Source organism: Synechococcus sp. RS9909, from assembly GCF_014279595.1.
GTDB lineage: Bacteria > Cyanobacteriota > Cyanobacteriia > PCC-6307 > Cyanobiaceae > Synechococcus_C.
The window spans coordinates 1,628,242-1,640,519 of record NZ_CP047943.1 but is presented as its reverse complement, the minus strand read 5'-3'; the positions used below and the strand labels follow the sequence as shown (position 1 = coordinate 1,640,519).

Below are 12,278 nucleotides of genomic sequence, written 5' to 3'. Positions count from 1 at the left end.
TTGAATGAATGCACAACGCTACTGTGATGCAATGGAGGCCGTGAATGACTGCGTTTGATTCAGGCGATCCAGGCGCCTGTCCCCAGTGCGACGAATCAGCCCCGCGAGAGCCGGGACGTCGCCGCCGCCGCGGTTGGCGCTTTGGCGGCACGGGTTCCTGTCATGACAACGGGTCACACCAGCGTGTCGTTGGGAAGGACGCGCTCAACGTGGCCCTCATCGGCATGCCCAACACGGGAAAGTCCACTCTCTACAACCGCCTCACCGGCGGCAATGCCCAGATCGCCAACTGGCCCGGGCTCACTGTGGAGCTGCTGCGCGGCGCGATGCCGGCGGATCGCCGAGGGCGCGCCTATGAACTGGTGGATCTCCCCGGCATCCACGATTTCAGCGGTAGCAGTGAAGACGAGGCCGTGGTGCAGCGCTTCATGCGCAACACGCCGCCCGACCTGGTGTTGGTGGTGCTCAATGCCAGCCAGATCACCAGTCAGCTGCGCTTGTTGATGCAGATCCAGGCCCTGGGGCTGCCGGTGGTGGCGGCGCTCAACATGAGCGATGAAGCGCAGCGCTTCGGGATTGAGATCAACCATGAAGGCCTGTCCCAGGCGTTGGGTTTGCCGCTGTTGCCGGTGAGTGCCAAGCGCAACCAGGGCATTCACGCTCTGATTGATCGCGTCCACCAGCTGGGCGAACGTTTGGACTGCCGATTGGGCCGGGCTCAGCAGCCTCTCAACCTGGAGCCGGACGTCTCCGATGAGGAGCAGGAGCAGCTGATCGCCCGCTTCGTGACCTTGCCGGAGCGGTTGCTGAATCGCCGCACCAGGGCAGTGGATCGCATCCTGCTGCATCCCCTGGTGGGGGTGCTGCTGTTTCTGGCGATTGTGCTGGCGGTGTTCCAGCTGCTGTTTGCGGTCGCCACGCCACTGCAGGACTGGCTCGGTTTCGGCCTCGACTGGATCCAGGGCAGCTGGCTGGAGCCGGGGCTGGAGTGGCTCGGTTCGCCTGATTGGTTGAAGCGCTTCCTGATCGATGGCATCTGGCTGGGGGTGAGCACGGTGGCCACCTTCCTGCCGTTGATCTTTCTGTTTTATGTGTTGATCGGCATCATCGAAGACTCGGGCTATCTGCCGCGCGCCGCCTTCCTGATGGATGGCTTCATGCGTTGGCTGGGGCTGGATGGCCGCAGCTTTGTGCTGCAGGTGATGGGCTTCGGCTGCAATGTGCCCTCGATCATGGGAACCCGCGTGATCCGCGATCGGGGCATGCGCCTGCTGGCGATGCTCTGCATTCCTTTTGCCCTCTGCCAGGCCCGGCTCACCGTGTTCGTGTTCCTTGCCGGTGTGTTTTTCCCGAAACCCTGGTGGGCGCCGGGGCTGGTGCTGTTCAGTTTCTATTTGATGAGTTTTCTGGCGGCGATCATCACCGGTCTGATCTTCAAACGCGCTTACCCCAGCAAGGAGGCGTTTGTGCTGGAGCTGCCTCCCTATCGGGCGCCGAGCCTGATCACGATCCTGCGGCGGGGATGGTCATCGATGCTTAACTTTCTCTTCACCACGCGCATTTTCATCATCGGTGGTGCAGCGGCGATCTGGCTGCTCACCAACTTGCCGCCGGGTGCGCGGGAGGGATCCGGCGGCACCTACGCCGCTGCAATCGGTCAGTTCTTTCAGCCCATCTTGGGGCCGATCGGCATGAATCCGGAGCTCACGGTGTCGCTGTTCTTCGGTTTCATTGCCAAGGAGATTCTTTTGGGGGCGATGGCCGTGATCTACAAGACCACCGAATCCAATCTTGGCGGTGCGATTCAGAACGTGATCACGCCGTTGCAATCGCTCAGCTTCATGACCTTTGTGTTGCTCTACACCCCCTGTCTCGGCACCATTGCGGCTCAGCTGAAGGAATCAAAGAGCCGCAGTTTTGCAATCACGTCGCTCGCCTGGTCACTTGGTCTGGCCTGGATTCTGGCGCTGATCGTGTATCAGGGAGGGCTGTTGATCCTGGCCATGGGGAGTTGAGACGTCCCGTCGGTGTGATCTGTCGCTGCGATCTGTGCCTTTTGATACTCTTTGCTGTTCCCTTCGTTCCCTAGATCATTGGCCTCGTTGGTCAGGATTGGAGGGTTGTTGATTATCTCAACCTTGTACCGTTTTCCACTGACGGCTGCCCTCGCCGCAGTGCTCGCCTCTCCTTCGCTCGCCCAGGAAATCGGCGTGTACTCCGGCCGCCATTACAATACTGACAAGCAGCTCTACAAGCAATTCACCCAGCAGACTGGGATCAAGGTCAAGCTGCTGGAATCGAAAGACGACGCGTTGATTGAGCGGCTTAAGAGTGAAGGGTCCCGAAGTCCTGCTGATGTGTTGATTCTGGTCGATGCCGCGCGGCTTGATCGCGCTGCGGCCATGGGGCTGTTCCGCCCCACTTCGTCCGCCGTTCTCAACCGCGAAGTTCCCGCCAATCTGCGTGATCCTCAGGGGCGCTGGTATGCCCTCACCAGACGTGCGCGGGTGGTGGTCGTGAACCCTTCGCAGGTGAATCCGGCGCAGATCCGCACCTACGCCGACCTGGCCAAACCTGGGCTGAAAAATCAGCTCTGCTTGCGCAACGCCAAAAGCCCCTACAACCAATCCTTGGTTGCCGATCAGTTGATTCTTCGGGGTGACACGGCAACGAAATCCTGGATCAAGGCGATGGTGGCCAACATGAAGGAGCCCTTCTTCTCTTCTGACACCCCGATGATTCGCGCCGTTGCGCAAGGCCGATGTGGCGCTGCGGTCGTGAACACCTATTACGTGGCCCGGATGTTGGCAGGGAAGAATGGAAAGAGCGATCAGAAGCTGGCTGAGAAGGTGAGGGTGGTCTTTCCCACTCCCACCCACGTGAACATCAGTGGTGGTGGCGTCACCAAGGCTTCTGACCAACCGGCCGCAGCGCTCAGGTTTCTTGAGTTTCTCGCCTCCGCCAAGGCTGCATCCAGCTACGCCAACGCCAATGACGAGTACCCGCTCAAGGGATTCGGCAACAATCCGATCCTCAAGCGCTTCGGCAGCTTCCGACCCGATGGCGTCTCGGCATTCCAGCTCGGTGCCAAGAACAGCCAGGCGCTGGCCCTGATGCGCGCCAATGGCTGGTCCTTCTGATTGATGAAGCCAGGGCAGTAGTTGCGAATGACTTGCAGAATCAGCGGCGACCCCCTAGGGTTGCGTTCGATTCTCAATAGCACCTCCGTTCCCATGGTGTCGTCTCTGTCATTCCGATTTCTGCCCGATGAGCCTCTGGCGGTCATGAGCATGCCCCGGCAGCAGACCGTGCTTCTCGATCCGGCTTCCCATGGCCAGGCCTCCATGCTCACCGTCTTGGAGGGCGTCTGTCGGGTGTACTGCGCCTGTGAGGAAACCGAAGGAATCACACTGGCCTTCCTTCAGTCGGGTGATCGCCTGCGGATCGATCGCCTTTGTGCGGAGGGTGTGTGTGTTGAGGCTCTCACCGCCCTGAAGATGCAACGCGAGTCACTGGCTGAGGACGCCTCTGGGATGGATTCAGTGAACGAGTGGACCCTCCAGTTGCTTCGGATTCGCCATCTCGGTCAGGCCGAGCAACGCCTGCATGCACTGCTGGTTCTGCTGGTGTCTCGGCTGGGTCTGCGCTGCAGCGACTCCTATCAGCTTCCCTTTCGTCTCACCCATGAACGCTTCGGGGAGCTGATCGGCGCCACAAGGGTCACCACCACCCGGCTGCTGTCGCGTTGGCGTCAGGCCAGCCAACTGGCGACGCCACCGGGTGACATGGTCATGGCCATCGCTCCTGAGCTGATCGCCACATCACCCCTCAGTTTCTGAGTGGGCACCATGGCTTTCACGTCTGCGGCTCTTGTGGCCGATATTGTGCGTGAATTGGACTGGCTGGAGCGACGACTTCGCACTGTGCAGCAGCAGTTAGGCGCTGTGCAGGATGAACACCTGCGTTCCCGCCTGGTTCAGGAACAAACTGCGCATCTCAACCGGTTGGGCGCCATCGATGCGATCACCGCGTTGATCGAGACTGCTTGGCCAGCCAGCCTGAGTCTTGAGTATCTGAGGGAGAGGCTGCGCCGCTACCTTCATCGCTTGCAGTGCTCTCAGTCGTTACCGTCCTGAAGCGAGGCGGGATTGTGATGCCCATGGTCCAGCTCGTTGTCGATGATCAACATCGCCGAGGCTTCGCCGCGGGCGAGGCGAACTCGACCAAGCAGGTGGGCAAATGTGTGTTCAGACTGGATCTGTTGATCTACCATCGGTTCCAGAAACACGGTAGTGCGGGTGTCTCCCACCCGTTCGGCCATGCTGTGCAGTTGTTGCAGTGATGTGGTCACGTCGCATTCCATCAGAAAACTTGTGGCCATCGCTTCTTCGGGGCTCCCCCAGGCCTGATTGGGGGCGTCCAGTGCGTTGAGTTGCACCGTTTGGCCGCGGGCGATCAGGTAATCGCTGATCTTGGCGGCGTGTTGATGTTCATCGGCCGATTCCTGACGAAACAAGCGGGCAAAGCCCCTGTATTCTCTTTCTGCAAACCAGATTGCCGCCGCGAAATAGGCAGCGTGTGCGTTGCGCTCCATATTGAGGTGTTGCTGCATTGCATCCAGGATCGCTGGATCCATGGCTTCGGCCATGGCTCGCCCTGCGGGGCCAACCTGAAGGCTGCTCGTTCTTTCAAGATTTGCACTGGTCATGGCGATTAGGAGCTTGGCTTGAATCAGCACACATCAACGTGAGGAATGTTACGAGGATTGGCCTGGCTTTTGAATCCTCGTTCACGTGCGATTGGAACCCTTTAGGATGATCCGCATTCGCAATAGCCAGCGCCATGGCGCCTGACAACCGAGTGTTGATCCCGTCACCCACGAAGAAAAAGGGTTGCAAGAAGGCCAAATGCTCCAAGTGGAAGGGCTCGAGCTGCCGTTGCGGCAGAGACTGAACCCGGTCTCCAGCCTGCTGGTCAAGATTGGGCCATCGTTTGGGGCGTCATCCACAGGGTTTTCTTGGTGGGATCGATCACAACCTGACCCCGTTCACTCCAGCGATTGAGAATTCGGGTGATGGTGGATCGATTGGCACTGATCACTTCCCCTAATCTTTCATGAGATAACGGCCAGGCCATCACAAAGCCGTCGCTGGTGCGTCGTCCAAACCGTTCCACTAACACCTGGAGCAGGTTGAGCAGCCGATCACTGGCATTGCGCATCTGGCGGATGCGGTGCAGCTCAATCAGCCAGGGTAGGAGAAGCTCATCGGTTGGGTTGGCAGGATTTGGCTCCAGGGGCTGATTGAGCTTGAGTGTGCTCTTGGTCAAGGCCTCGAGCCGGATTGGAATGTCTGTGGGAAGACGCAGGAATCCACAGTGATCAGCCGAAAGGAATCCTAGGGTCAAAGTCTCGATGTCTGCGTTCTTGCTTTCCATCAGGATGCGAACAAAACCCGTTTCCAGGGTCACAAGCAGAAGGCCGCCAGAGTCTTGGGTCGGCGGTGGCAGAACGATTTGATGCAAACGATCGAGCAGAAGAAGCCCACCCGCGTTGGGATGTGACTGATGATACTTCGCTTTGTTGTTTATTTTCAGAGTCGTATAGTCTCTGCCGAGATGATAGCAACTGTGGTGCTGTTGTTCGATGCCTTCGAGAGCTTTGCCTGGATCTCTTTGGCTGATTGTGATTTTTTTGGTGATCCTTATTGCTGGCTATCTCGGTGTTCGCCGAATGGGAAGAAGCGATGACGAGTCGCAACGGCTGTCGCTGATCTCGTCATCGCTTCAGCTGGCTCAGAGCGACTTCTTGCAGAAGTACCAATCGGTGTAGTCGTAGCCTTCGTGCATGCGTTGATCGGCGGCGGCCGCATCGGCCGGTGGGGGTACGATCACCTGTTCCCCGGGTTTCCAGTTTTCCGGGGTGGCAACGCCATGGGTGTCGGAGGTCTGGAGCGCTTTCACCAGGCGCAGGAATTCCTCCACCGAGCGGCCGTTGGTCATTGGGTAATACACCATGGCGCGCAGAATCCCGTGATCGTCGATCACGAAGGTGGCGCGAACCGCAGATGTGTCGGAGGCTCCCGGTTGGATCATGCCGTAAGCATGGGCCACCTTCATCGACAGGTCCTCGATGATCGGGAAAGGGATCTCCACGCCGAATTTCTCGCGGATGTTGCGAACCCAGGCGAGATGGGCGTAATTGCTATCGATCGATAGGCCAAGCAGGTCGCAGTTCAGATCCTGAAACTGGGAATAGGCACGGGCGAAACCGATGAATTCCGTGGTGCACACAGGAGTGAAATCGGCCGGATGGGAGAACAGCACCAGCCAACGTCCGCTGTAATCGCTGAGTTTGCGCGGACCGTGGGTGGTGCGAGCTTCAAAGGCCGGTGCCGGCTCCTTCAGGCGCGGCAGGCTCGGCGTGGCGGCTTGGGTGGTGGAGTCCATGGTCGGATGGCAGTTGGACATGCTCGTATGCGTTGATGAGCATGCATTGAGCGTACTAAGGCGGACTCGTTATGACTATGAGTTATTTCGCCTAGTGTGGCCTTGCCCGTGAAGCGGCGGAAAAACAGGTGAAAACACTCTGGTGTGAAATATCACGGTATCGCTATGAAGGGGTTAAAGAATATGTCGAGAGGCTTGCTTTCATGGCATTCATCCCTCAAGGAGCATCAAGGCGTCGCCGGGTGTTGATCGCCGGTGGTGGCACCGGCGGCGTCACCCTGGCCAGCTGGTTGCGTCGCCTCGATCCCGACGTGCCGATCACCCTGGTGGAGCCATCCACGCAACACCACTACCAGTCGGGCTGGGTGTTGGTGGCTGGTGGCTTCATCCCCCCAGAGCAGACCAGCCGTTCGGAGCAGAGTGTGCTTCCGCCCGATGTGGAGTGGATTCACAGCCGCATTGCCCGTTTTGAGCCTGCGGCCAACCGGGTGGAGCTGATCACGGGTGAACGGCTCCACTACGACGTGCTGATCGTGGCCCTCGGTCTCGAGCTGGGCTGGACCTCGATCCCGGGTCTGGTGCAGGCGCTGGGCCGTGAGGGCGTGGTGAGCATCTACAGCCGTCGTTTCGCCCAGGACACGCGCCGGATGCTGGAGCGTTTCGCCGGCGGAACGGCGATCTTCACCGAACCGGAAACACCGATCAAATGCGGTGGCGCGCCCCAGAAGATTCTGCATCTCGCCCACGATCGCTTCGCGCAACGCAGTGGGGTGGGCGTCAGCACCCGCTACCTGTTCTGCAGCGCCAAGCCCAACCTCTTCCCCGTGCCCGCCTATGCCGAGCAGATGGGGCGGATTGCACGGGAGCACGGCGCCGAGATTCATCTCAACCACCGTCTCGTGGCCGTGCATGGCAGCAGTCGCGAGGCGGTGTTCGCCGTGACGGAACCTGACGGATCCGAACAGTTGCAGACGCTGCACTACGACCTGTTGCATGTGGTGCCGCCGATGACGGCTCCGCCGGTGGTGGCGACCAGTCCCCTCGCCTCAGCGGAGCCGGGGGGCTGGATGGATGTGGATCCGGCCAGTGGGCGACATCGCCACTTCGCCAACGTGTTTGCCATCGGTGATGTGGGTAATTTCCCCACGGCCAAAACGGCAGCGGCGATCCGCAAGCAGGCGCCGGTGGTGGCGGCCCACGTGCTCGCTGCACTGAAGGGGCGAGAGGCCTCGGCCGTGTACGACGGCTATTCCGCTTGCCCGTTGATCACCACGGATCACACGGTGATGCTGATGGAATTCGACTACAGCCGCCAGCCGGTGAGCAGCTTTCTGGTCAACCCCCTGCGGGAGAGATGGTTCCAGTGGCTGCTGGAGCGGTTCGGCTTCCCCTGGATCTACTGGAATCGCATGCTCAAAGGCCTGCCCCACGAGGGGGGCTACCTGCGCCCGTTCACTCCCCTGGCCCGGGCCTTCGGCGTTCTGCGTTGGCAGCGGCGGTTCAACCGCGCCAATCCAGCCAGGGCAGAAAGGGCACGATCGCAGCCGTGGTCTGCTGATAGGTCGCGTAATCCGGATGCTCAGCGCAGAGGCGAGCCTCTTCCCGCCGCGCCTTCCAGCCCAGCACGAGGGCCAGGGCGAGCAGCAGGCCCAGGTGCAGCAGACTCCCCAACAGCAGCACCACACCCAGCGAACACAACAACAGCGATTGATACAGCGGATGACGGCAGCGGCCATAGGCCCCCTCGGTCACCAGGGCGGCACCGGGCATCGGTTCCGGCAGCGGACTGAGGGAATCGCCCAGGTGGAACACCGCCTGGGCGCCCACAGCCACGCCGATCAGCACCACCAAGCCACCGACCCCGCGCCAGACCAGAGGCCAGTGCCAGCCCAGGGCCTGCAGCGATGGTTCCGGTGGCAGTGCGTGGGCTGCGATCAGGGTCATCTGGGCGAGCACCCACCATTCACCGTGGCGGTTATCGCGCAGGCCGGCCCAGCTGAAGCCCCAGCGCGTGAGCCGTTCCTGCAGAGAGTTGGGGTGGGTCATCGCGAACCTGCCGGGATGGCTTCGTTGTCAGCCTGGCTCGGTTTGCGCCAGAGCCCAAGCCATTCATCACTGCGCTGCGCCACCGAGCCCTGGGCCGGCTCCCAGATCACGCCGGTGAAGCCGATCTGCGACCAGCTCGCCGCCAGTTGCTCCGCATCGCTGCCGTAGGGAGGGCCACCGGGCCGGTCATGGCAGAAAAACACCCCGAGCAACCATCCCCCCGGCTCCAGCAGGCGATCGACCGTGCTGCGGTAGTGGTCGCGTTGGCTGGGATCGATGGCGCAGAAGCAGGTGTGCTCCACCACGCCGCTGAGGCTGTGGGCCCCCAGACCGGCTCTGTCCAGGGCGGCGCCATTGAACAGGTCGGCCTGAAGCCAGCGCAAGTTCTCGTGTTCACCCTGCAGACGCCGGGCTTCACGGATTGCTTCAACGCTGAAATCCAGCCCCACCACATCGAAGCCTAGGCGGGCCAACAGGGCGGCTTCATGGCCGCGCCCGCAACCGGGCACCAGCACCGTCCCAGTGGGCTTGGGTGCCAGGGGGTGCTGCTCGAGAAAGGCTTGCAGCGGTGGCGCTGCCATGCCCAGCTCCCAGCGGTCCGTGCCCTGCCGATAGCGCGCATCCCAGTCTCGAGCCGTCAAGGTTGGAGCCGAGCTGGCGCCATCAAGTTGCAATGGGCACATGGAATCATTGTGTCGTTATCTCAGGCTAGCAAGATTCCAGCCTGGGCTTTTGCTCTCAGGCGCTCGCCACCAGCTCCACGGTCATGTGATGGGCTATATCCCGGCGCAGCATGAACTCGAGGAAGCCGTTGGCGAGGTGCAGAAGGCCCCCTGGGGCGCCAAGTCTGAGCACCTCCAGCTCGGAGTTGATCTGGATTCCCATGGCGGCGAGGCGGCTGCGGCACTCGGGGTGCTGGGGCAGGGAGTGAATGCGGACCCGCTGGCCGGCGCGCGCCTGGCTGAGGGGGATGAGGGTGGTGGGCTTGGTCATGCCGTGATTCTACTGCTATTGCGAATCACTTGCGTGACAACGGAAACATGATGTCAGATTTTGATCGGTCAAGACCCGTCTCTTTTTTGATATCTCGTTATCGTGAAACTGTTGTTTTTTGGAGCAGTGTCATGCCCAGGCCATTCTCGTCCCGTGGGGGCTCCCTCATGGCTGAGCAGGCTGAGGACCTGCTTTACATGCTGGAAGAGGAGAAGCTGGCTGGTGATTTGTATGAACAGCTCGCGACCCAGACCGGCCTGAGTGTGTTCTCACGCATTGCCGAGTCGGAAGATCGCCATTTCAACGCCTTGTTGCGTGTCGCTGAGCGTTCCGATCTGGCTGTTGATGCGATCACCGGGCTTCCCAGCGGCGAGTATGCCAACACGGATTTGCAGGAGGCGATGCTCGGCCTGGAGGATTCGGCCCTGGGCCGGGTCTACAGCCATTTGCTCGAGGGCTCCGAGCGACATCTGGAGGCCTTCACGGGGCAGATTGCCGCTTGGGCGGAACCCACAATCTGAGCAAGGTCACGCCCCAGACCTCGATGCGGCAACCATCGCCTGATCAATTCCCAGGAGTGGCCAGACAGAGCACTTACATTGCTCGTCAACGTTGTTTTTGGAGCCGATTTGTCGAGGCGCGATCAACGCTGGCCTTGGTGGCCCTTGCTGCCTCTGTATCCCTATGGCCGCCGGGCCACCTGCATGGAGGAGCTGATCCCCGGCCAGGTGTGGAGCTTCGTGCAGCTCCAGGGCGTGTATTACGTGGCGGTGCCGATTCGGCTCACGGTGGTGAAGGTGCCGGGCGGCTTGATGCTGGTGAATCCGCTGCCCCCCACGGCCGAATTGCGTGCAGCCCTCCAGGCTCTGGAAGTCGAGCATGGGCCCGTGTGCACGATCGTGTTGCCCACCGCCTCCGGTCTGGAGCACAAGCTGCCACTCGCTCCCTTGGCTCGGGCTTTTCCCAACGCCCAGCTCTGGCTCTGCCCCGGCCAGTGGAGTTTCCCCCTGCCGCTGCCGCTCAGCTGGCTAGGCATTCCCCGCAGCCGTCGGCGCCTGCTACTTGAAGACGGTGTGCCTCACCCTGAGGTCTGCCACTGGTTCTCGCTGGGCCCCCTCGATCTCGGTGTGGGTCGGTTTCAGGAGATCAGTTGCCTGCATCGTCCCTCGGGGAGTCTGTTGATCACCGATGCTCTGGTGGGGATTTCGGCCACCCCGCCCGCGATCTTCGATCGCGATCCCACCCCGTTGCTCTTCCATGCCCGCGATCGTGGCGATGCGCCCCTCACCGATACGCCGGAGGCCAGGCGCCGTGGCTGGGCCCGTTTGGTGCTGTTCGCGTCGTATTTACGCCCGCAGCCCCTGGAAATTCCGGGCCTGGCCGAGCTTATGCGCCGTGCCTTCCGCCCCGGCCTGCGCAATGCCCGGGCCCACTTCGGGCTCTATCCCTTTGCCTGGCAACCCGGCTGGCAGGCCGATGCCGCACGCTTGATGGGGGAGACCACCCCCAAACTGCAGGTGGCACCGGTGCTGGAGCGGTTGGTGCTCCCCCGCGCCCGTCGCACCCTGCTGGCCTGGCTGGAACAACTCGAAGCCCTGCCCGATCTGCGCTGGCTGGTGCCCGCCCACTACAGCGCTCCCTTGCCCTTCACGCCGGAGCGGGTGCAGCAGTTGCGGGCGGAACTGAACGCTCGCACCTGGGCACCGAGTGAGGGCAACTGGAGTTTTCTTGGGGCGCTCGATCAACGGCTGCTCGATCTCAAGCTGGTGCCCTCGGATCCGGAAACCACGTGATCAGAGACGCAGATCGTCGTCGGGATTCACCGCCATCTGATCGTCACCAAAAAGAGCTTCCTCCAGCTCCTTGCGCTGTTCCATCTGACGCAGGAAATACCCCGTCATCATCGCTGAGGCCAGCAAATTGGCGAGATTGTCGCGGCTTGCCGTCACCTTCACATCGAAATGTTCGCCGGGGAGCATGCCCAGCAGCCCCTGCACGTTGTGGCGAATGATGTCCTGGATGTCGCCGCTGGCCGATTTGGCAACCCGTTGCAGCACATCGGGCGACTGATCCTGCAGGTACTGAATCAGACCGTTGACGGGTTGTCCGTCCTGGCTATCGGTGGTCAGGAACTCCGGGTTGAACATCCCGTGTGCTCTCCGTCACGACGTTGACCCTACCGCAGCTGTCTGATGCGCAAGCTCCGCATCCGGGTGGGGGAACCGAATCGGACCGAACCGATTCAGCGGCCAGTAGCGCCATACGGCGGTGCCGATCACCCGATCCTGCGGCAGCGAACCCCAGAGATGGGAATCCAGGCTGGCGTTGCGGTTGTCTCCCAGCACCCAGAGCTGATCCTCCGGCACCGTCACCGCTGCCAGGGAATAGTCGATCGGTGTGTCCAGCCAGGGCTCGCTCACCATCTGTCCGTTGCGGAATAACACCCCGTCGCGCACTTCCAGGGTGTCACCGGGCCGTCCCACCACCCGTTTGATCAGGGCTGCGTTCGGGTCGTAGCCCGCCTCCACCAGCCGGGGCGGCGCCCCGAACACCACCACGCTGCCCAGGGGCAAGGGTTGGTGGCGCAGCTCCGCCCATCTTGGCCGCAGCTTCTCCACCAGAATCCGGTCCTGCAGTTGCAGGGTGGGCAGCATCGAGCCGGAGGGGATCCAGCGCGGTTCGAGCACCAACCAGCGCAACAGCAGCGCCACCAGCACCCACACCAGCAGGTTCCGCCAGGCCGGTCCGCTTGTCTGAGGCCTGGGGTCCGTTGTCATGCTCACCGAGGATCC

14 protein-coding genes are annotated in these 12,278 nt (G+C 61.5%); 6 read left to right on the top strand and 8 right to left on the bottom strand.

The genetic code is table 11. The features are described from left to right. Nucleotides 1–224 precede the first annotated feature (224 nt). The 4 genes from feoB to SynRS9909_RS08385 all read left to right on the top strand — a co-directional run bounded on the left by feoB (nt 225) and on the right by SynRS9909_RS08385 (nt 4,136). A complete protein-coding gene (feoB, locus tag SynRS9909_RS08400; RefSeq protein WP_370587828.1) occupies nt 225–2,015 on the top strand; it encodes a ferrous iron transport protein B in 1,791 nt (596 codons plus the stop codon). A gap of 123 nt (nt 2,016–2,138) precedes the next feature. Further along, on the top strand, nt 2,139–3,140 hold the full coding sequence (locus SynRS9909_RS08395) for an extracellular solute-binding protein (RefSeq protein WP_007102203.1): 1,002 nt from the start codon (nt 2,139–2,141) through the stop codon (nt 3,138–3,140). 150 nt (nt 3,141–3,290) lie between these two features. Continuing rightward, nucleotides 3,291–3,839: a helix-turn-helix domain-containing protein gene (locus SynRS9909_RS08390; protein WP_038001951.1), complete on the top strand. Its 549-nt coding sequence runs from the start codon at nt 3,291–3,293 to the stop codon at nt 3,837–3,839. 9 nt (nt 3,840–3,848) lie between these two features. Then, a complete protein-coding gene (locus tag SynRS9909_RS08385) occupies nt 3,849–4,136 on the top strand; it encodes a hypothetical protein (RefSeq protein ID WP_162858326.1) in 288 nt (95 codons plus the stop codon). Here SynRS9909_RS08385 and SynRS9909_RS08380 read toward each other — a convergent pair. The 6 genes from SynRS9909_RS08380 to SynRS9909_RS08355 form a co-directional block, all read right to left on the bottom strand. After that, a complete protein-coding gene (locus tag SynRS9909_RS08380) occupies nt 4,118–4,648 on the bottom strand; it encodes a ferritin (RefSeq protein ID WP_007102206.1) in 531 nt (176 codons plus the stop codon). The genes SynRS9909_RS08385 and SynRS9909_RS08380 overlap by 19 nt on opposite strands. Before the next feature lie 326 nt (nt 4,649–4,974). After that, entirely contained in the window at nt 4,975–5,328 is a 354-nt protein-coding gene (locus SynRS9909_RS08375; RefSeq protein ID WP_162858327.1) for a helix-turn-helix domain-containing protein, read from the bottom strand. Between the two features lie 465 nt (nt 5,329–5,793). Further along, a complete protein-coding gene (locus SynRS9909_RS08370) occupies nt 5,794–6,447 on the bottom strand; it encodes a peroxiredoxin (RefSeq protein ID WP_007102208.1) in 654 nt (217 codons plus the stop codon). Between the two features lie 1,500 nt (nt 6,448–7,947). After that, a complete protein-coding gene (locus SynRS9909_RS08365; RefSeq protein ID WP_007102210.1) occupies nt 7,948–8,493 on the bottom strand; it encodes an isoprenylcysteine carboxylmethyltransferase family protein in 546 nt (181 codons plus the stop codon). Further along, the gene (locus tag SynRS9909_RS08360) at nt 8,490–9,134 is read right to left on the bottom strand and encodes a methyltransferase domain-containing protein (protein ID WP_038001954.1); all 645 of its coding nucleotides are present in this window, start codon (nt 9,132–9,134) and stop codon (nt 8,490–8,492) included. The genes SynRS9909_RS08365 and SynRS9909_RS08360 overlap by 4 nt, the downstream gene beginning before the upstream one ends. 97 nt (nt 9,135–9,231) lie before the next feature. After that, the gene (locus SynRS9909_RS08355) at nt 9,232–9,486 is read right to left on the bottom strand and encodes a ferrous iron transport protein A (RefSeq protein ID WP_007102212.1); all 255 of its coding nucleotides are present in this window, start codon (nt 9,484–9,486) and stop codon (nt 9,232–9,234) included. 167 nt (nt 9,487–9,653) lie between these two features. Between SynRS9909_RS08355 and SynRS9909_RS08350 the strand changes: the two genes are divergently transcribed. Together SynRS9909_RS08350 and SynRS9909_RS08345 are read left to right on the top strand one after the other, a co-directional pair. Beyond that, complete coding sequence (locus SynRS9909_RS08350) at nt 9,654–10,007, top strand: DUF2202 domain-containing protein (RefSeq protein WP_007102213.1); 354 nt, start codon at nt 9,654–9,656, stop codon at nt 10,005–10,007. 144 nt (nt 10,008–10,151) lie between these two features. Further along, on the top strand, nt 10,152–11,279 hold the full coding sequence (locus SynRS9909_RS08345; protein ID WP_007102214.1) for a DUF4336 domain-containing protein: 1,128 nt from the start codon (nt 10,152–10,154) through the stop codon (nt 11,277–11,279). Here the strand turns inward: SynRS9909_RS08345 and SynRS9909_RS08340 are convergent, their stop codons facing one another. Next, nucleotides 11,280–11,633: a DUF760 domain-containing protein gene (locus SynRS9909_RS08340; RefSeq protein ID WP_007102215.1), complete on the bottom strand. Its 354-nt coding sequence runs from the start codon at nt 11,631–11,633 to the stop codon at nt 11,280–11,282. It abuts the gene before it with no gap. A gap of 15 nt (nt 11,634–11,648) precedes the next feature. After that, entirely contained in the window at nt 11,649–12,263 is a 615-nt protein-coding gene (gene lepB / locus SynRS9909_RS08335; protein ID WP_038001956.1) for a signal peptidase I, read from the bottom strand. Between the last annotated feature and the right edge of the window lie 15 nt (nt 12,264–12,278).